The sequence below is a fragment of the Dechloromonas sp. ZS-1 genome (genome assembly GCF_039649255.1).
Taxonomy (GTDB): Bacteria; Pseudomonadota; Gammaproteobacteria; order Burkholderiales; family Rhodocyclaceae; genus Azonexus.
In genome coordinates this window covers 342,968-359,522 of the sequence record NZ_JBDIYD010000003.1, presented here as the reverse complement: position 1 = coordinate 359,522, position 16,555 = coordinate 342,968, and the positions used below count along the sequence as shown (strand labels likewise).

The following is a 16,555-nucleotide window of genomic DNA, read 5'->3' as shown; positions in this document are numbered from 1 at the left end:
CGCAGGTGCGTTCAGCCGCTACGGCAAGCCCGGGGGCCTGGTGCGAAGGCTTACTTGTACTCGCGCCACTCCGGCGGCGTGTCGTCGTGGTCGCCGTGCGGACGGTGCTCCCAGGCCTTGACGTAGGCTTCCTGAGAGGAGCGCTTGAGGCGCTTTTCCGGGGCGTCGAGGTTGTGCAGTTGGGTATCCTCGACGTAGTGGATGAGGGCTCGCGTGAGCTTGCTCATCAGGGTGTTGTCGAGGTGGTAACCCTTGTCTTCGAGGTGGGTCTCCAGTTCCTGCAGCGTGTGCTGCTGCAGTTCGTAGGTGACACCCACCGCGCGCTTTTCGTTCTTGGGGGCCGCCTCGACTTCGTCGAGCCGCGACAGATCGTCTGCCGCCTCCGGAACCTGTCCCGGTGGAAACTTGGCGAACAGGATGTCGCGGTGTTTCTTCAGGTCAGACGAAGTCATGGCGCCTCCCGGCTGAAATTAATCTTTCGGCTTATTCTGCATGATCTGCAGACCCTTGAGAAGATTCAGCGCCTGCTGGAACTGGTAGTCGTTCTTGCTGGCGTATTCGAGACGTTGCGGCAACTCCTCGCTCTCGTCCTCTTTGCCCTTGCCGGATTTCTGCGCCTTGCCGCCAGCCTTGGCGTCGCTCTTGGCCGGCTCCTTGGGGGCTTCCTTCTCGCGATCATTGATCAGATGGCGTTCCAGGTCGGCTTCGCGGATGCGCGGTGCAGACGGTGCACCATCCGGGCTTTCTTCGACCACGATGTCGGGCGTGATGCCCTTCGCCTGGATGGAGCGGCCGGACGGGGTGTAGTAGCGGGCAGTGGTCAGCTTGATGGCCGTGTTGCCAGGGAGCGGCAGTACCGACTGCACCGAGCCCTTGCCGAAGGTCTGCGTGCCGACGATGACGGCGCGCTTGTGGTCCTGCAGCGCGCCGGCCACGATTTCGGAGGCCGAGGCCGAGCCGCTGTTGACCAGCACGACGAGGGGCACCTTTTTGGCTTCAAGCGGCAGGGTACGCAGGGGGTCTTCCTTGCCGCCGCGCAGATAATCCTGCGCGCGGGCCTTGAATTCCTGCTTGGCGTCCTCGGTACGCCCGTCGGTGGAGGTGACTTTCACGTCGGGCGGGAGGAAGGCGGCGGACACGCCGATGGCGCCATTGAGCAGGCCGCCCGGATCGTTGCGCAGATCGAGCACCAGCCCTTGCAGCTTGTTGCCGTCCTTGTACAGGGTGCCCAGGTGCTTGGCCAGTTCAGCCACGGTGTTTTCCTGGAACTGGGTGATGCGAACCCAGCCGTAGCCAGGTTCGATCAGCTTGGATTTGACGCTCTGGACCTTGATGACTTCGCGCACCAGCGTCACTTCGATGGGCTTGGCTTCCCCCTTGCGGATGATGGAAAGCTTGATCGAGGTCTTGGGCTTGCCGCGCATTTTCTTGACGGCGTCGGAGAGCGACAGGCCTTTGACCGGGGTGTCGTCGAGCTTGAAAATCAAGTCGCCGGCCTTCAGGCCGGCGCGATAGGCCGGGGTGTCCTCAATCGGGGAGACCACCTTGACGAGGCCATCTTCCATGCCGACCTCAATGCCGAGGCCGCCGAATTCGCCCTGGGTGCCAACCTGTAGGTCCTTGAAGGCATCGACGTCGAGATAGGCCGAGTGCGGGTCCAGATTGGAGAGCATGCCGGAGATCGCGTTCGTGATCATCTGCTTGTCTTCCACCGGCTCGACGTAGCCCTGCTTGATGGCGCTGTACACCTCGGCAAAGGTACGCAGTTCGTCGATGGGGAGACCGGCCTTGGTGTCCTTTTCGGCCAGGGCCGGCAGGTGGAGGCTGATCAGGGCGCCGGCGACAAAAGCGCCGGTCGTCAGGGTCAAGGTTTTCAGTTTGCTCATTTCAGGCTGGCCCATTTCATCGGGTCGATCGGTTGTCCCTGGTGGCGGAGTTCAAAGTATAAACCGGATTCCGGATTGCCCCCCGTGTTGCCGACGGTGGCGACCGTGTCGCCGGCGCGCACGCTCTGGCCGACCTGTTTGAGCAGGGAGTCGTTGTTGCCGTAGATCGACAGGTAGGCATCGCCATGGTCGACGATCAGCAGATTGCCAAATCCGCGCATCCAGTCAGCGAAAACCACGCGCCCATTGGCGACAGCCTTGACCTCGCTGCCGTTGCCTGCCTTGATGAAGAGGCCGCGCCAGGTGCCGCCGCCGTCGCGCGGGCTGCCGAACCGGCCGCTCACCGTGCCGCGTACCGGCAGACGCATGCTGCCGCGTTGGCGCAGGAAAGCGCCGTCGCCGGCGCTCGGCAGGTGCTGGTTTTCCGCTTCGGGTGTTCTGGTTTTGGGGGCCTCGGCGATCACCGTGGGGCGGGTTGGTTCACGGTCGACGGGTTTTTCGGGGCGGTTTTCACGTTCTTTCTGTCGGGCAGCGGCGAGGCGCGCGGCTTCGGCAGCGCGGGCCGCCTCTGCTGCGCGTGCCGCCTCGGCGGCTTTGGCCGCTTGCGCTGCTTGTGCCGCGATGATCTTGCTCAGGCGGTCGATCAGCTGGCTCATGCGCTTTTCATCCTGCTGCAGGGAGCCGATCGTTTTTTTCTGGTTTTTCACCTTTTCGGAGATCTGAGCGTAGAGCGCCTGGCGTTCCTGGCGTTGTTTCTGCAGTTCAGCGTGGCGTTTTTGCTGTTCGGCCTCGACATCGGCCAGCTCGGCGCTGCGTTCCTTGGCATCGGTGGCCAGCGCCTTTTTACGCTCCAGTGTGGCGCTGACCTGCTCGACCAGGTCGGCCCGGCTGTGGGCGATCATGGAAAGGTAGTGCAGATCGCGGGCGACCTGGTTGGGGTCGTTGCCGTTGAGCATGAGTTGCAGTGAATCGGGCGTACCGCGCAGATAGTGTTTGTAGAGCAGCTTTTCCAGTTGGCCCTGTTGCTGTTGCAGGGTGCTGCCCAGTTCCTTCGATTGCTGTTCGAGCACCTTGAGGCGCGCCTGGATCTGGTTGCGTTGCTCGGCCAGGTCGTGCAATTCCCGCTGCAGGCTCGAAATGCGGCGTTCGGATTCACGCAGGCGGTCGCCTGCCGCATCGCGGCTTTCCTCGTTGGAGGAGAGCTCCTTGCGCAAATGGTCGATGCGCTGGCGCAGTTCGCCGAGGTCAGCCTGTTTTTCGGCGAGTTCGGGCGTGGCCGGCTTGTTGGCGCGGGCGGGCGCTTCCTTGGCGGCGTGCAACGAGGTGGTCAGGCTCAGGGCAAGCAAAAACAGCAGGTGACGGAGGTGCATGTAGGCGGTGGCTTGACGTCGATTAAGGTCAGCTAAATGCAAACCATTATTTTATAATGCCCCATTCACCTGAACGAGGTTTTGTAATTTTGGAAAAACCATACGTCAACCTGATCGACAAACAGGAACATATTGAAATGGCCGCGCGGGCCCTGAAAGCCATTGCGCATCCGCTGCGGTTGAAGATTCTGTGCGTGCTCGGCGATCAGGAAGCCTGCGTGCAGGAAATCGTCGATGCCGTCGGTACTTCGCAGAGCAACATCTCCCAGCATCTCGCCATCCTGCGCGAGAAGGGCGTGCTGCTTACGCGCAAGGATGCGAATCGGGTCTTTTATCGTGTTGGCGACCAGCGCACGCTGCAACTGGTTGGCATGATGCGCGAAGTGTTTTGCGGCGAAGGGGAATAAGTCGTGCCCATGGAATTCATCAACCAGAACATCCTGCTCATCTCCATCGTGGTCGTCAGCGGCCTCGGGTTGATCTGGCCGATGCTCACGCGTACGGCGGCCAATCAGGTCGGCGCTGCGGCCGCAACGCAATTGATCAATCGTGAAGCGGCCATCGTGATCGATGTGCGCAACCCGGACGAGTTTGCCGCCGGCCATCTGCCGGATGCCCTCAATATTCCGCTGGACAAGCTCGCTGAGCGCGTCGGCGAGATCGAAAAGTACAAAGAGAAGCCGGTGATCCTGTGCTGCGCGGCCGGCATGCGTTCCGGCAAGGGCTGTGCGGAACTCGCCAAGCTCGGCTTCTCCCGCGTGCATAGCCTGGCCGAAGGTGTGGATGGCTGGGTCGGTGCTGGTTACCCGATCAAGAAGGGCGGCAAGAAGTGACCGTTCCTGTTCGCATGTACACCACGGCCGTCTGCCCCTACTGCATTCGCGCCAAACAGCTTCTGAACGCGCGTGGCGTGCAGCAGATCGAGGAAATCCGTGTGGACCTCGATCCGGCGCGTCGCGATGAAATGACTGCATTGACCCAGCGCCGGACGGTACCCCAGATTTTCATCGGGGAACGGCATGTCGGTGGCTGTGACGATCTCATCGCGCTGGATCGCGCGGGTGATCTGATGCCTTTGCTCGATGGCAAGGCCTGACCCTTTAAAGACTTCTTTCTAGAAAGCACATCATGGAACAAAACGAACAGCAACCCGTCTTCGGCATCGAAAAACTGTATGTCAAGGATCTGTCGGTTGAAGTCCCGAACGCCCCGGAAATCTTCCTCGAGCAGGAAGCGCCGCAAGTCGAAATTCAACTGAATACGGCCGGGCGTGGCGTGGCCGAAGGCGTGGTCGAAGTCGTGCTGACGGTGACTGTGACCGCGAAGGCGGGTGAAAAGACCCTGTTCCTCGTTGAGGTAGGTCAGGCCGGTTTGTTCCGCATGCTCAATATTCCGGAAGCCCAGATGGAAGGCCTGGTGGCCGTCGCCTGCCCGAACATCCTGTTCCCGTACGCTCGCGAAGTCGTCTCCGATGCCATCACGCGCGCCGGTTTCCAGCCGATCGTGTTGCAGCCGGTGAACTTCGAGGCCATGTACATGCAGCGCATGCAGGAAGAAGCGGCTGCGGCTGAAGGCCAGCCGACCTCGCTGCAATAAGACCATGCGCGCCTTATTGACCCTCCTGCTCCTGGCCTCATGGGGGCTGTCTGCCGCCGCAGCCGAGTTTCGCTCGGTCGATGCGCAGGCTGCCATCCTCTACGATGCCCCGTCGGCCAAAGGCAAGAAGCTGTACCTGATCAAGCCGCTCACGCCGGTGGAAGTGCTGGTCAAGCTGGATGGGTGGGTCAAGGTGCGCGATGCAGAGGGGACGCTGGCCTGGGTTCAGGCGCGTGCCCTCACGGAAAAACGGATGCTCGTCGTGACCTCGCCCAAAGGGGAGATTCGTCAGGCCGAGCGTCCGGACGCCCCCCTCGTGGCTGAACTCGACAAGTGGGTGGCGGTTGAATTGATCGAGCCGGGCGCCGCCGGCTGGGCCAAGGTGCGCCACCGTGATGGCGCAACCGGCTACATGCGTTTGACCCAGGTCTGGGGATTATGAAAATCACGCTGTTAGGTGCGGGGGCCTGGGGAACGGCACTCGCCATCGCCTTTGCGGGCAAGCATGCGGTCACCTTGTGGTCGCGTGAATTGGATGTGGCGGAAGATTTGCGCACGCTGCGCGAGAATCGCCGCTTTTTCCCCGGTTATCATTTGCCGCCGACCGTCCAGATCGAGACGGATTTTGCTCAGGCCATTTCGGGTGCTGAACTGCTGGTAGTGGCCACGCCGATTGCCGGTCTGCGGCCGACGGTCGACCGCCTGAAAGCACTCGATTCCGTTTTGCCAGTCCTGTGGGTGTGCAAGGGATTCGAAGCCGGTAGCGGCAAATTGCCGCATCAGGTCGTGCGTGAGGTGCTGGGGCAATCGGTCCCGCATGGTGCCCTTTCCGGACCGAGTTTCGCTGAAGAAGTTGCCGCTGGTCAGCCGACGGCCGTTGCGCTGGCGGCTAATGACGCTGAATTTGCCGCGCGCGTTGCGGCTGAGTTGCACACGACCCGGCTGCGTATTTATGCCAACGATGATCTGGCCGGGGTCGAGGTCGGTGGTGCGGTGAAGAATGTTCTGGCTATTGCCACTGGCGTGTGTGATGGCCTGGGGCTGGGGCTCAATACCCGGGCTGCCTTGATGACCCGTGGTCTGGCCGAAATTGCCCGGCTCGGGGTGGCGCTCGGTGCGCGCCGCGAGACGTTCATGGGGCTGGCCGGCATGGGGGATCTGATCCTCACCTGTACCGGCGATCTCTCCCGAAATCGTCGGGTGGGCTTGGCCTTGGCGGAGGACAAGTCCCTGGCTCAGATTCTCGAAGAACTGGGCCATGTTGCGGAAGGGGTTTACACCGCACGGGAAGTGGCGCGGCTGGCCGGTGATCTCGGCATCGATATGCCGATCAGCCAGGCCGTGGCGGCCTTGCTTGACGGGAAATTGACGGCGCGGGCGGCAGTCGACCTGCTGATGGCGCGCGATCCCAAAGCCGAGATCGCCTGATCGGGTGCGTTAGGCGGGTGTTTGCGGGCTGGCCGGCTGGCAGGCACCGGCAAATCCCGCTTGCCGCCAGGCTTCAAAAACGGTTACTGCAGCGGCATTCGATAAGTTGAGGCTGCGCTGTCCGGGCAACATGGGCAGGCGCATGCGTTGCTGGGGCGGGAACTCGGCCAGAATCTCCGGCGACAGTCCGCGTGTTTCGCAGCCGAAGACAAAGACATCGTCAGCATGCAGGGCAACCTCGTACGGGCTGTGCTGTCCTTTGGTGGTCATGGCGAACAGGCGGCGCCCGGCCAGCGCCGTGCGGCAGTGCGCCCAGTCCGGGTGGCGCACGATGCGGGCGTATTCGTGATAATCGAGGCCGGCGCGACGCAGGTTCTTGTCGGACAAATCGAATCCCAGCGGCTCCACCAGATGCAATTCGGCACCGGTATTGGCGCACATGCGGATGATATTGCCGGTATTCGGCGGGATTTCGGGGTTAACAAGCACGACAGCAAACATGGCGGCGCAACAGGAAGCAAAGGTCGCGATTAGACCACGCCAGCCTCAGTCCTTGAAAGCCCGTGCCGCCACCGCAATCTCGACCCGGGCCGCGCCGCCCTGCAACAAGGCGCGGGCAGCGGCATCCAGCGTGGCGCCGCTGGTCATCACGTCATCGATGAGGAGGATGCGCAGGCCGTGGCGGCCCCGCTGGCAGGCAAAGGCGCGACGGACATTGTCCTGGCGGGCTTCGCGTGCCAATCCGGTTTGCGGCAAGGTTGGGCGCTCGCGCACCAGACTGTCCGGATCGTGTGCCATGTGCCAGTACCTGGCCAGGCGACGACTGATTTCAGCAGACTGATTGAAGCCGCGCTCGGTCAGCCGGGTGGGGTGGAGTGGCAAGGGCATGATGCAGTCGTACCCCGCCGGGTCAATGCGTTCGGCCAGTTGCCTTGCCAGCCAGGGAGCCAAACTCAGGCGATGGCCGTATTTGAAGGCCTGAATCAGACGGTCGACCGGAAATTCATAGTGAAAAAGCGCATGCGTGGCCGTGAAGGCCGGTGGGCGAACCAGGCAGGCACCGCATTGTTCGCCATGCGTGGTCGGGAGGGCGCAGCGCGGGCAGTGCGGTCCGTGCAGCCAGGGCAGGTCAGTTTGGCAGCCTGTGCACAAAGGACTGCCGGTCGCATCTTCTGCGCAGAGCAGGCAACTTCCCGGCAGAAGGCTGTCTAAGCAGCGCGCTGCCAGCCGCCGGAGTGCGGAGGGCTGGGGTAAAATTGACATTTAGTCGAGAGCTCTTCGATAATACATAATTACGATTTGCTTCGTCCCTGATTTTAATCGATTTTTTGCAAGGCCATTCATGCAAGCATGCTCCCAAGCTGCGGTCGCGGCTTCTGCCACGCCCGTTCATCGCTGGACCGTCGAAGAGGTCATGGCGCTTTACGAAATGCCCCTGATGGATCTGATCTGGCGCGCCCAGGAAGTGCATCGCCAGCATTTCGACCCGAATGCCATTCAACGCTCCACGCTGCTGTCGGTCAAGACCGGCGGGTGCTCCGAAGATTGCGGTTATTGTTCCCAATCGGCACGCTACCAGACGGATACCGAACGTGAGCGCCTGATGCCGATCGACGAAGTGGTGGCGGCTGCCAAGCTGGCCAAGGAAAAAGGCGCTTCCCGCTTCTGTATGGGCGCTGCCTGGCGTGGTCCGAAAGACAACGATCTCGACAAGGTGCTCGAGATGGTCCGCGAGGTGAAGGCGTTGGGCATGCAGACTTGCGTCACCCTGGGCATGCTCAAGGACGGTCAGGCTGAAAAGCTGAAGGATGCCGGTCTCGATTACTACAACCATAACCTGGATACCGACAAGGAATTCTACGGTCAGGTCATCAAGACGCACACCCACAACGACCGCCTGGATACGCTGGAACAAGTGCGCGACGCCGGTATCAACGTGTGTTCCGGCGGCATCATCGGCATGGGCGAGTCGCGCAAGAACCGCGCAGGCCTGATCGTGCAGCTGGCCAATCTGCCGAAACCGCCGGAGTCCGTGCCCATCAACAACCTCGTGCCGATCCCCGGTACGCCGATGGCCGAGAACAATCGTCTCGATCCGTTCGAGTTCGTGCGCACCATCGCCGCAGCCCGCATCACCATGCCGTCTTCCTGGGTCCGACTCTCGGCCGGCCGTCAGGAAATGACCGACGAATTGCAGACCCTGTGTTTCCTGGCCGGGGCCAATTCGATGTTCTACGGCGATCGTCTGCTCACCACCGGCAACCCGGATGTCGAGCGCGACGATCAGCTGTTTGCCCGTCTCGGCCTCAAGGCAATTTGAGTTCCGCTGCCGCACACGCCGGTTTCGTTGACCGGCGTCAGGTGGCCCGCCGTTTTTCGCGGGCCGCGCAGGACTACCCTGCGGGGGATTTCTTCGCCCGCGAGGTGGATCGCCGGATGCAGGAGCGGCTCGATTACGTCCGTGTGACGCCGCGCCGCATTCTGGATCTGGGGTGCAGCCGCGGCGGCAGCTTTGCTGCCCTGTCGGCGCGTTATCCCCAGGCCGAGCTGATCGGACTTGATCTCTCCGAAGCCATGTTGCTGGCAGGGCAGGTACGTCGCCCCGGCTGGCAGCGCTGGCTTGGCCTGGGTCAGGACGGTCCGAGCCGGATCGTGGCGGATGCGGCGAAATTGCCCCTTGCCGCACGGTCGACCGCCGTCGTCTGGTCCAATCTGCTGTTGCATTGGCTGGATGACCCGATTCCGGCGCTGGCCGAGGCGCGCCGCGTACTTGAGGTCGGCGGGCTGCTCATGTTCTCGACCTTGGGGCCGGACACCTTGCGCGAGCTGCGCACGGCTTTTGGCGATGCTCAAGCCCATACTCAGCGTTTTGCCGACATGCATGATCTGGGCGACATGCTCGTCGAGTGCGGCTTTGCCGACCCGGTGATGGACATGGAAGTCATCACCCTGACCTACGATGATTTCGATGCAATGCTGGCCGACCTGCGGGCCGCGGGCTCGAGCTGCGCCATGCGTGATCGTCCGCGTGGCCTGATGGGGCGTGCTCGCTGGGCTCAGGTTCGGGCTGCCTATGAGCGCCTGCGCGTGGCCGGCAAGCTGCCGGCGACCTTCGAGGTGATCTACGGCCATGCCTGGAAAGGCGAGCCGAAGCAGACCGCGGATGGCCGCGCGATCATCCGCCTAGATGGCTTGAAGCGCCGCTGAGCGGCGCAGTGCTCAATGGCGTTGTTCCGGTCGCTGCGCGTGAAAGCGCAGCGGGATGGCCTGGGCCGGCGGGCGTGGCACCGGGATCGCCTTGCGGCGACGTTCCCGGATGCGCCAGCCCAGCAGGGCAGCCATGATCAGGCTGTAGCCGATCGGCCAGAGCAGGGCGGTGGCTTTGACCAGCCAGAAATAATGCAGGCAGGCCAGGATGGCGATCAGATAGGTGCTGCGATGCAGCGACTGCCAGCGGCGCCCGCCGAGGCGCCGGATCGCCAGATTGGATGAGGTCGCCGCCAGCGGGACCAGTAACAGGAACGCCAGCGCACCGACCAGAATGAAGGGGCGTTTGAGCACGTCCAGCGCCATTTCGGTCACATCGAACCCATGATCGAAACCGAGCCAGGACAGCATGTGAAGGACGGCGTAAAAGAACGTGAATAGCCCCAGCATCCGGCGTAGACGGAGCAGCCAGTGCCAGCCGCTCAGCGTTCGGAGCGGGGTGATGCAGAGGGTCAGCACCAGCAGGCTCAAGGTCCAGGTACCGGTCCAGCGTTGTACGAACTCCACCGGGTTCGGCCCGAAATCACCGATTTGGGCCGCCCAGAGCAGTCGACCGGCGGGCAGCAGGCAGAGGACGAACAAAATGGTTTTCGCGAGGCCGATCGGCATCTGTACGGCGGTGGGGGCTGGGCTCTGTGGGGTCATGATCAGAAATGGGTGCGGAGGTCCATCCCGCTGTAGAGTTGGGCCACCTGTTCGGCGTAGCCATTGAAAGGCAGCGTCTTGCGCTTGGAAAACTCGCCCAGGCGGCGTTCCGTGCTTTGACTCCAGCGCTTGTGGGGTACATCCGGATTCACGTTTGAATAAAAACCGTACTCGCTCGGACCCGCTTTCATCCAGGCGGTCTGGGGTTGCTGTTCAACGAGACGGATGCGGACGATGGATTTCGCACTCTTGAAACCGTATTTCCAGGGAACGACCAGGCGTACCGGGGCGCCATTCTGTTTTGGCATCACTTCGCCGTACATGCCAAAAGCGAGCAGGGTGAGCGGGTGCAGGGCTTCGTCAAGGCGCAAGGCTTCCGTGTAGGGCCAGCTGAGCAGCGGCAGGCGTACGTAGGGCATTTGCTCGGGATCGGCCAGGCTGATGAACTCGACGTATTTCGCATTGCCGGTGGGCTGGACGCGCCGGATCAGCTCGCCCAGCGGAAAGCCGATCCAGGGGATGACGGCGCTCCACCCTTCGACGCAGCGCATCCGGTAAACCCGCTCCTCCATCGCCGCCAGCTTGAGCAGGGTATCGAGCCCGAAGGTGGTGGGCTTCAGCACTTCGCCTTCGACACGGATTTGCCAGGGTTGCGTGCGCAGGCGATGCGCATGTTTGGCCGGGCTGTCCTTGTCCGGCCCGAACTCGTAAAAATTGCCGTAGCTGGTGACCGTGCTGAAGGGCGTGGGCTTGTCGTCGGTCAGGGAGAATGGGCTGCTGCGGGGTGTTCCCCACGGGGTGGAGGCGGTCTGAGCCAACGCCCATGGGCTGGCGGCCAGGCCGCCCAGCGCGGCCAGTTTGCGCAGCGTTTCGCGGCGTGCTGTCCAGACGGCTGGCGGGGTGATCTCTGAGGGCTTGGGGGCGGTGCTGAAGCGCATGATGTGCTCACTGGCGGTCGATGAGAGGTTAGTCGTCTGACCGCCAGGATTTCTTACAGTTGCATGAGAAAAATCAGTTCGTGTCGAGCAGATGGCGCGCTTCTTCGATGGCCTCATGGGCGTCGCGGATCAGGTCCAGAAACGGCGCGCGCTCGGCGCATTCCTCGGGCGAAAGTGTCGCGTCGTCGCCGGCCAGCAGGACGGCAAAGTGCAGGATGTCACGCACCGAGCAGGGCTGATTGGCGGTGCAGGCCAGGCGCTGGGTGGCAACGGCATGCACGATGCTCTCGGGCAGTCCGAGATGGGCGAGCAGGTTTTCGCCGATTTCGATCTGCCAGGTATTGAGCAGGCAGGCCATGCGTTCCGGTGTGCTCGCGTAGTCCGGATGCTGGCAGGCCCGGTAAAGCAGGTAGAAGGCGCCAAGGTTGTGCACCAGTCCGCTCAGCATGGCTTCGTCGGGATTGGCGCGTCCGAGACGCTGCGCCAACACCCGGGCAATGGCGGCGACATGAATGGCGCGTTCCCAGAGCGCGTGCGCTTCCGGCTGCCAGTCGGCCAGTTCGCGGGTGCGTAACATCTGGTCGAGGACGACCGACAACGAAGCGGTGCGCACGATGTTCAGGCCAAGTCGTCCGATCGCATTTCCCAGGTCACGGACCGGTTGACCGCCGGGATTGTAAAGCGCGGCGTTGGCCAGGCGCATCAGCCGGCTGGCGACCAGGGGCTCGTGGGAGAGTGCCTGGGCGACGGTCAGCAGGTCGGCCTCGGGGTCGCGCAGGGCATCCCGTATGAGCGCCGCCGCCGACATGCAGGTGGGGAAATTGACATCGCCCGAGAGCTCCTGGGCGATGTCGTCAATCAGTGAAAAGTGAGGGCTTGCAGCAGTACCGTTATCCGGCAATGTAACGCTCCAGTTCGGCAATCAGGAATTGCTGGCTGCTGATTGTTTCCTTGACCAGGTCGCCAATCGAGATGATGCCCGCCACGCTTTGGTCGTCGTTCAGGATGGGCAAATGCCGGAAATGCTTTTGCGTCATCAGGGCCATGCATTCATCCAGTGTGGCGCTGGGGGTGACATAGACCACCCGGTCACTCATGATCTCTCGAACCTGGGTTTCTTTGGAGCTCTTGCCTTGCAGGATGATCTTGCGGGCATAGTCGCGCTCGGAAAAAATGCCGACGAGTCGTTCGCCGTCGAGCACGAGCAGGGCGCCGACATCGTTTTGTGCCATCACGGAGAGGGCGTGAAAGACGGTGTCGGCGGGTGCGACGACAGCCAGCGGGCGTTGCTTGTCAGACAGCAATTGCTTCAGGGTTTTCATGGTCGTCTCCTCCGGTTGGGGCGGGTAGGTCGAGTCTAGTCCTGAGGGCGCGTGCTGCCAAGACCTTGGCATGCCAAAAAAGAAAAAGGCAGCCGAAGCTGCCTTTTCGGGATGCCGCTGCGGGTTAGCGCAGGCCGGCAGCGTATTCGGAGACAGCCTTGATTTCGACGTCAGACATCTTGGCGGCGATGGTACGCATCATCTTTTCCGGATCGTTGGCGCGTTCGCCAGTGCGGAAAGTTTTCAGCTGGGCTTCGGTGTATTCCGGGAACTGGCCAGCCAGCTTCGGGTACTGGGCCGGCAGGCCGGCACCAGCCGGGCCGTGGCAGCCGGCGCAGGCCGGGATGCCCTTCTTGAAGTCGCCCTGGCGCCACAGTTGCTGGCCGAGCGCGATCTGCTTTTCGTCCTTGGCGGCGGCCGGCTTGGCCTTCTGGCTGGCAAACCAGGCGGCAACGTTCTTCATGTCGTCGTCGGACAGCGGGGCAGCCATGCCGGCCATGATCGGGTTGTTACGGGCGGCCGGCTTGCCGTCGGCAGCCTTGAAATTCTTCAGCTGCTTGTAGATGTATTCTTGGTGCTGGCCAGCCAGATGCGGGTTGGCAGAGGCCGGGCTGTTGCCGTCGGCGCCGTGGCAGGCGACACAAATGGTCTCGGCAATGACCTTGCCCTTGGCAGGATCAGCCTTTGCCTTGGCTTCGTCGGAAGCCTGTGCGATGAAACTGGTGGCGAGCAGGATTGCCATTGCCGCGGAACGAATCATTTTCGAGCTCCTTGTACGCGTTTTCTGGGCGCTTTGGCCGGAACGGAATTTTCAAACCTGTTATTCTATATCAGTTAGCTGCCCCTTGGCGGTTCTTGCGAGTTTTTTATGCCACTGTTCCAGAAGGCGGTTTTTCATACGACCGTCGCCCATCTCCGCGATTTGCCGACCGATGCCGTTGCCGAGGTGGCCTTTGCCGGCCGTTCCAACGCCGGAAAATCTTCCGCGATCAATACCCTGTCCGGCCGTACCCGTCTGGCGTTTGTCAGTAAAACGCCGGGGCGTACGCAGCATCTGAATTATTTCACCCTGGCCGAAGGCAAATATTTCGTCGATTTGCCGGGCTACGGGTTTGCCAAGGCGCCGGAAGAGATCCGTTCCCAGTGGGAGGGCTTGATCGGGCCTTATCTCAGCAAGCGGGCGCCGCTGGCCGGTCTGGTGGTGATCATGGATTCCCGTCGCCCCTTTACCGATCTGGACCTCAAACTGATCGACTGGTTTCGCCCGACCGGGCGGCCGATCCATATCCTGCTCTCGAAGGCCGACAAGCTGAGCCGTCAGGATCAGACCAAAATTTTGCGCTCGGTGAAGGCCGAGATCGCCTTGTGGGGCGATGCCGAACTGTATTCCGTGCAGCTGTTTTCCAGCCTGAAAAAGACGGGTGTCGAAGAGGCGGAGACGGTGCTGGCGCGCTGGCTGGATATTGAAATGCCGAAAAAAGCGGCCAAAGAAAACAAAGGGCCCCCGGATAAGGGGGGTCCGGGGGCCAAAATGCCTTGACGTGGTCAAGACACCCGCTCAGGGAGGTGAAGCGGGAGACAGCGCGTGCCATCTGCATGCTCTGATCGACGTCAATGCGAATAGTTCCGCATTCAACTAAATTTTTTGCTGTTCTCTTGTTTTGAGGTTGTCACGATGAGCACCAAGCAGGTTGTCGCCGGCCGTTTTCCTGGAACCCGCATGCGCCGGATGCGGCGCGATGATTTTTCCCGTCGTCTGATGCGGGAGAGCGTCCTGACGGTCAACGATTTCATCTACCCCGTTTTCGTCCTGGATGGCGAAAACCGCATCGAGCACGTGGCTTCCATGCCGGGCGTGGCGCGCCAGTCCATCGATCATCTGCTGAAAACGGCGGAGCGGGCTGCCAAGCTGGGGATTCCTGCGTTGGCCTTGTTTCCCGTAGTGGATGCCTCCCTGAAGTCGCTGGGGGCCGAGGAGGCATATAACCCGGAGGGGCTGGTGCCGCGCACGATCCGTGCGTTGAAGCGTGAATTTCCCGATCTGGGCGTGATCACCGATGTGGCGCTGGATCCCTACACCAGTCACGGTCAGGATGGGTTGATCGACGAGACGGGCTACGTCCTGAACGACGAGACTCTGGCCGTCCTGGTCAAGCAGGCATTGAGCCACGCCGAAGCCGGTGCCGATGTGGTGGCGCCGTCCGACATGATGGATGGTCGTATCGGTTGCATCCGGGAAGCGTTGGAAGAAGCCGGGCAGATCTACACCCGTATCCTGGCGTATTCCGCCAAATATGCTTCGGCCTTTTACGGCCCGTTCCGCGATGCGGTGGGGTCGGCGGGCAATCTGGGCAAGGGGAACAAGTACACCTACCAGATGGATCCGGCCAATACCGACGAGGCCTTGCGCGAAGTGGCGCTGGACCTGGATGAAGGTGCCGACATGGTGATGGTCAAGCCGGGCATGCCTTACCTCGACATCGTGCGCCGGGTGAAGGAAGCCTTCGGTGTGCCGACCTACGCCTATCAGGTCAGCGGCGAGTACGCGATGCTCAAGGCGGCTGCCCAGAATGGCTGGCTGAACGAAGAGGCCTGCGTGCTGGAAAGCCTGCTGGCCTTCAAGCGGGCGGGGGCCGATGGCATCCTGACCTATTTCGCACTCGATGCGGCGGAGTATCTGAAGCGTTGAACGTACGACGAGTGGGCGCGCCTGAAGAAGGTGCCCACTTGTCCGTGATGCGATGGACGGGCGGCTTGGCCGCCCGTTGTCGTTTACGCGCCGGGCAGGCCGGATTGCGACAGGCAGGCGAAGTACAGCATGGGCCATTGCTGAGGCCATTGCGCCAGCGGTTCGCGCGTAAAGCCGCTGCGCGCGTATTGCTCCCAGCGTCCGACGACATAGCAGCGCAGCAGGTTGGCCAGGGCGCCGAAATCGGCATCCGGCTTCAGGTTTTCCTGGGTGGCGGCGATACGCAGTGCCTGCTTCAGGGCGGCTTCGATTTTCTCCAGCAAGGCGTTGATGCGCCCCTGCAGGCGCTCGTGCTCATGCACCAGCGCATCCCCGATCAGCACCCGGGTCATGCCCCGGTTTTTCTGGGCGAAGCGCAGCAGGAGGCCGAGGATCAGTTCAACCTGTTTCAGGCCCTGGCTTTCTTCACTGCTGATCTGGTTGATCACGCCAAACAGGCTGTGTTCGATGAACTCGATGAGGCCCTCGTACATCTGCGCCTTGCTGGCGAAATGCCGGTAAAGCGCGGCTTCCGAGCAGTCGAGGCGGGCAGCCAGTGCGGCTGTGGTGATTTTTTCACCCTTGGGCACTTCCAGCATGCCGGCCAGGGTTTGCAGAATGTGCAGGCGGCGTTCGCCTGGTTTCGTTGCCATGATACCCCTCCCGATGTCGGTACTGCGCTTTGATTTATGGTCGAAAATTATAGTCGACCGTAGCGCGCCGGCAAGGCGGTGACATGACGGATTTTGACGTCAACACAAGGTGCGCTACGTGAGGAAGCGCTCACCCACACGGTTTTCATCCCCAGGCGTTTGGCTGGGCGCAGGTTGTCGAGGGTGTCTTCCACCATGATGCAGCACTTGGGGTCGAGGCGCTCTGCGGCGAGCAGGGCGCGAAAACCCTCCAGTGAGGGCTTGGGCTGAAAACGCGTGCTCTCGATGGTGTATACCGCATCGAAAATCGGGGCCAGGCCGGTCAGCGTGAGCACGGCCTCAGCGTAGTGGCGCGGCGCGTTCGAGAAAATCAGTTTGCGCCCGGGGAGTCGGCGCAATGCATTCAAGGTGGGCTGATGAAACGCCAGCATGCGTTTCAGATCGGGAAACTGATGGGTTTCCCACAGGAAATGGGCCGGATCGATGTCGTGGTGCCGGATCAGGCCGAGCAGGGTGGCGCCATAGCGCATCCAGTAGTCCTGACGGAGCCGATTGGCCGCTTCCCGCTCGAGCCCCAGGTGGCGCTCGATGTAGGCGCGCATCGAGCGATTGATGTGCGGGAAAATGTGCGGGCTGGCATCGTGCAGGGTGTTGTCGAGATCGAACAACCAGGTCGGATTTGCGTGCATGGCGGATATGAAAAAGCCCGCTGGCGCGGGCTT

The 16,555-nt window shown here is 62.0% G+C and carries 22 protein-coding genes; 10 read left to right on the top strand and 12 right to left on the bottom strand.

All coding sequences use genetic code 11. From position 1 onward, the window contains the following. Window positions 1-50: 50 nt before the first annotated feature. From AACO21_RS06885 to AACO21_RS06875, 3 genes are read right to left on the bottom strand one after another with little or no spacing between them, the layout of a single operon-like run. The gene (locus AACO21_RS06885) at window positions 51-452 is read right to left on the bottom strand and encodes a hypothetical protein (RefSeq protein WP_346191764.1); all 402 of its coding nucleotides are present in this window, start codon (window positions 450-452) and stop codon (window positions 51-53) included. 18 nt (window positions 453-470) lie between these two features. Beyond that, the gene (locus AACO21_RS06880; RefSeq protein WP_346191763.1) at window positions 471-1,886 is read right to left on the bottom strand and encodes a S41 family peptidase; all 1,416 of its coding nucleotides are present in this window, start codon (window positions 1,884-1,886) and stop codon (window positions 471-473) included. Then, window positions 1,883-3,256: a peptidoglycan DD-metalloendopeptidase family protein gene (locus AACO21_RS06875; RefSeq protein ID WP_346191762.1), complete on the bottom strand. Its 1,374-nt coding sequence runs from the start codon at window positions 3,254-3,256 to the stop codon at window positions 1,883-1,885. The genes AACO21_RS06880 and AACO21_RS06875 overlap by 4 nt, the downstream gene beginning before the upstream one ends. Before the next feature lie 89 nt (window positions 3,257-3,345). Between AACO21_RS06875 and AACO21_RS06870 the strand changes: the two genes are divergently transcribed. The 6 genes from AACO21_RS06870 to AACO21_RS06845 are packed head-to-tail and all read left to right on the top strand — an operon-like array spanning window position 3,346 to window position 6,280. Next, complete coding sequence (locus AACO21_RS06870) at window positions 3,346-3,663, top strand: metalloregulator ArsR/SmtB family transcription factor (protein WP_346191761.1); 318 nt, start codon at window positions 3,346-3,348, stop codon at window positions 3,661-3,663. A gap of 9 nt (window positions 3,664-3,672) precedes the next feature. Further along, a complete protein-coding gene (locus tag AACO21_RS06865) occupies window positions 3,673-4,089 on the top strand; it encodes a rhodanese-like domain-containing protein (RefSeq protein WP_346191760.1) in 417 nt (138 codons plus the stop codon). Then, on the top strand, window positions 4,086-4,352 hold the full coding sequence (gene grxC, locus AACO21_RS06860) for a glutaredoxin 3 (RefSeq protein WP_346191759.1): 267 nt from the start codon (window positions 4,086-4,088) through the stop codon (window positions 4,350-4,352). The genes AACO21_RS06865 and grxC overlap by 4 nt, the downstream gene beginning before the upstream one ends. Window positions 4,353-4,384: 32 nt before the next feature. Next, window positions 4,385-4,852: a protein-export chaperone SecB gene (gene secB / locus AACO21_RS06855; RefSeq protein ID WP_346191758.1), complete on the top strand. Its 468-nt coding sequence runs from the start codon at window positions 4,385-4,387 to the stop codon at window positions 4,850-4,852. Window positions 4,853-4,856: 4 nt separating this feature from the next. Next, on the top strand, window positions 4,857-5,294 hold the full coding sequence (locus tag AACO21_RS06850; RefSeq protein ID WP_346191757.1) for an SH3 domain-containing protein: 438 nt from the start codon (window positions 4,857-4,859) through the stop codon (window positions 5,292-5,294). Continuing rightward, the gene (locus AACO21_RS06845) at window positions 5,291-6,280 is read left to right on the top strand and encodes an NAD(P)H-dependent glycerol-3-phosphate dehydrogenase (protein WP_346191756.1); all 990 of its coding nucleotides are present in this window, start codon (window positions 5,291-5,293) and stop codon (window positions 6,278-6,280) included. The genes AACO21_RS06850 and AACO21_RS06845 overlap by 4 nt, the downstream gene beginning before the upstream one ends. A gap of 9 nt (window positions 6,281-6,289) precedes the next feature. On the opposite strand, the gene AACO21_RS06840 is transcribed toward AACO21_RS06845, so the two are convergent. Both AACO21_RS06840 and AACO21_RS06835 read right to left on the bottom strand, forming a co-directional pair. After that, window positions 6,290-6,781: a tRNA (cytidine(34)-2'-O)-methyltransferase gene (locus AACO21_RS06840; RefSeq protein ID WP_346191755.1), complete on the bottom strand. Its 492-nt coding sequence runs from the start codon at window positions 6,779-6,781 to the stop codon at window positions 6,290-6,292. A gap of 45 nt (window positions 6,782-6,826) precedes the next feature. Continuing rightward, window positions 6,827-7,543 carry a ComF family protein gene (locus AACO21_RS06835; RefSeq protein WP_346191754.1) on the bottom strand — a complete coding sequence of 239 codons (717 nt, stop codon included), beginning with the start codon at window positions 7,541-7,543 and terminating at the stop codon, window positions 6,827-6,829. Window positions 7,544-7,622: 79 nt separating this feature from the next. On the opposite strand from AACO21_RS06835, the gene bioB reads away from it, so the two are divergent. Together bioB and AACO21_RS06825 are read left to right on the top strand one after the other, a co-directional pair. Continuing rightward, window positions 7,623-8,600: a biotin synthase BioB gene (gene bioB, locus AACO21_RS06830; RefSeq protein ID WP_346191753.1), complete on the top strand. Its 978-nt coding sequence runs from the start codon at window positions 7,623-7,625 to the stop codon at window positions 8,598-8,600. Further along, window positions 8,597-9,487 (top strand): methyltransferase domain-containing protein, encoded by an 891-nt coding sequence (locus AACO21_RS06825; protein WP_346191752.1) that lies wholly within the window; start codon window positions 8,597-8,599, stop codon window positions 9,485-9,487. The genes bioB and AACO21_RS06825 overlap by 4 nt, the downstream gene beginning before the upstream one ends. A gap of 12 nt (window positions 9,488-9,499) precedes the next feature. Here AACO21_RS06825 and AACO21_RS06820 read toward each other — a convergent pair whose 3' ends face one another. From AACO21_RS06820 to AACO21_RS06800, 5 genes are all read right to left on the bottom strand, one after another. Beyond that, window positions 9,500-10,192, bottom strand: coding sequence for a protein-methionine-sulfoxide reductase heme-binding subunit MsrQ (locus tag AACO21_RS06820; RefSeq protein ID WP_346191751.1), 693 nt, complete (start codon window positions 10,190-10,192; stop codon window positions 9,500-9,502). A 2-nt stretch (window positions 10,193-10,194) separates the two neighbouring features. Next, a complete protein-coding gene (gene msrP / locus AACO21_RS06815) occupies window positions 10,195-11,130 on the bottom strand; it encodes a protein-methionine-sulfoxide reductase catalytic subunit MsrP (protein WP_346191750.1) in 936 nt (311 codons plus the stop codon). Between the two features lie 73 nt (window positions 11,131-11,203). Beyond that, complete coding sequence (locus AACO21_RS06810; protein ID WP_346191749.1) at window positions 11,204-12,052, bottom strand: HDOD domain-containing protein; 849 nt, start codon at window positions 12,050-12,052, stop codon at window positions 11,204-11,206. Further along, entirely contained in the window at window positions 12,021-12,452 is a 432-nt protein-coding gene (locus tag AACO21_RS06805; RefSeq protein WP_346191748.1) for a CBS domain-containing protein, read from the bottom strand. The genes AACO21_RS06810 and AACO21_RS06805 overlap by 32 nt, the downstream gene beginning before the upstream one ends. Before the next feature lie 124 nt (window positions 12,453-12,576). Beyond that, window positions 12,577-13,212, bottom strand: a complete 636-nt coding sequence (locus AACO21_RS06800) for a c-type cytochrome (protein WP_346191747.1) — start codon at window positions 13,210-13,212, stop codon at window positions 12,577-12,579. Window positions 13,213-13,320: 108 nt separating this feature from the next. On the opposite strand from AACO21_RS06800, the gene yihA reads away from it, so the two are divergent. Continuing rightward, on the top strand, window positions 13,321-13,992 hold the full coding sequence (gene yihA / locus AACO21_RS06795; protein WP_346191746.1) for a ribosome biogenesis GTP-binding protein YihA/YsxC: 672 nt from the start codon (window positions 13,321-13,323) through the stop codon (window positions 13,990-13,992). 135 nt (window positions 13,993-14,127) lie between these two features. After that, window positions 14,128-15,141, top strand: a complete 1,014-nt coding sequence (gene hemB, locus AACO21_RS06790; RefSeq protein ID WP_346191745.1) for a porphobilinogen synthase — start codon at window positions 14,128-14,130, stop codon at window positions 15,139-15,141. 83 nt (window positions 15,142-15,224) lie between these two features. On the opposite strand, the gene slmA is transcribed toward hemB, so the two are convergent. Then, a complete protein-coding gene (gene slmA, locus AACO21_RS06785; protein WP_346191744.1) occupies window positions 15,225-15,833 on the bottom strand; it encodes a nucleoid occlusion factor SlmA in 609 nt (202 codons plus the stop codon). Window positions 15,834-15,880: 47 nt separating this feature from the next. After that, window positions 15,881-16,522, bottom strand: a complete 642-nt coding sequence (locus AACO21_RS06780; RefSeq protein ID WP_346191743.1) for a pyrimidine 5'-nucleotidase — start codon at window positions 16,520-16,522, stop codon at window positions 15,881-15,883. Window positions 16,523-16,555 lie beyond the last annotated feature (33 nt).

Excerpts from the sequence above, each read along its gene's own strand:
- AACO21_RS06850 (WP_346191757.1), top strand. The coding sequence starts at position 4,857 with ATGCGCGCCTTATTGACCCTCCTGCTCCTGGCCTCATGGGGGCTGTCT.
- AACO21_RS06885 (WP_346191764.1), bottom strand. The coding sequence starts at position 452 with ATGACTTCGTCTGACCTGAAGAAACACCGCGACATCCTGTTCGCCAAG.
- bioB (WP_346191753.1), top strand. The coding sequence starts at position 7,623 with ATGCAAGCATGCTCCCAAGCTGCGGTCGCGGCTTCTGCCACGCCCGTT.
- AACO21_RS06805 (WP_346191748.1), bottom strand. The coding sequence starts at position 12,452 with ATGAAAACCCTGAAGCAATTGCTGTCTGACAAGCAACGCCCGCTGGCT.
- yihA (WP_346191746.1), top strand. The coding sequence starts at position 13,321 with ATGCCACTGTTCCAGAAGGCGGTTTTTCATACGACCGTCGCCCATCTC.
- AACO21_RS06820 (WP_346191751.1), bottom strand. The coding sequence starts at position 10,192 with ATGACCCCACAGAGCCCAGCCCCCACCGCCGTACAGATGCCGATCGGC.
- AACO21_RS06865 (WP_346191760.1), top strand. The coding sequence starts at position 3,673 with ATGGAATTCATCAACCAGAACATCCTGCTCATCTCCATCGTGGTCGTC.
- msrP (WP_346191750.1), bottom strand. The coding sequence starts at position 11,130 with ATGCGCTTCAGCACCGCCCCCAAGCCCTCAGAGATCACCCCGCCAGCC.
- slmA (WP_346191744.1), bottom strand. The coding sequence starts at position 15,833 with ATGGCAACGAAACCAGGCGAACGCCGCCTGCACATTCTGCAAACCCTG.
- AACO21_RS06840 (WP_346191755.1), bottom strand. The coding sequence starts at position 6,781 with ATGTTTGCTGTCGTGCTTGTTAACCCCGAAATCCCGCCGAATACCGGC.
- AACO21_RS06835 (WP_346191754.1), bottom strand. The coding sequence starts at position 7,543 with ATGTCAATTTTACCCCAGCCCTCCGCACTCCGGCGGCTGGCAGCGCGC.
- AACO21_RS06880 (WP_346191763.1), bottom strand. The coding sequence starts at position 1,886 with ATGAGCAAACTGAAAACCTTGACCCTGACGACCGGCGCTTTTGTCGCC.
- secB (WP_346191758.1), top strand. The coding sequence starts at position 4,385 with ATGGAACAAAACGAACAGCAACCCGTCTTCGGCATCGAAAAACTGTAT.
- AACO21_RS06780 (WP_346191743.1), bottom strand. The coding sequence starts at position 16,522 with ATGCACGCAAATCCGACCTGGTTGTTCGATCTCGACAACACCCTGCAC.
- AACO21_RS06845 (WP_346191756.1), top strand. The coding sequence starts at position 5,291 with ATGAAAATCACGCTGTTAGGTGCGGGGGCCTGGGGAACGGCACTCGCC.
- hemB (WP_346191745.1), top strand. The coding sequence starts at position 14,128 with ATGAGCACCAAGCAGGTTGTCGCCGGCCGTTTTCCTGGAACCCGCATG.
- AACO21_RS06875 (WP_346191762.1), bottom strand. The coding sequence starts at position 3,256 with ATGCACCTCCGTCACCTGCTGTTTTTGCTTGCCCTGAGCCTGACCACC.
- AACO21_RS06800 (WP_346191747.1), bottom strand. The coding sequence starts at position 13,212 with ATGATTCGTTCCGCGGCAATGGCAATCCTGCTCGCCACCAGTTTCATC.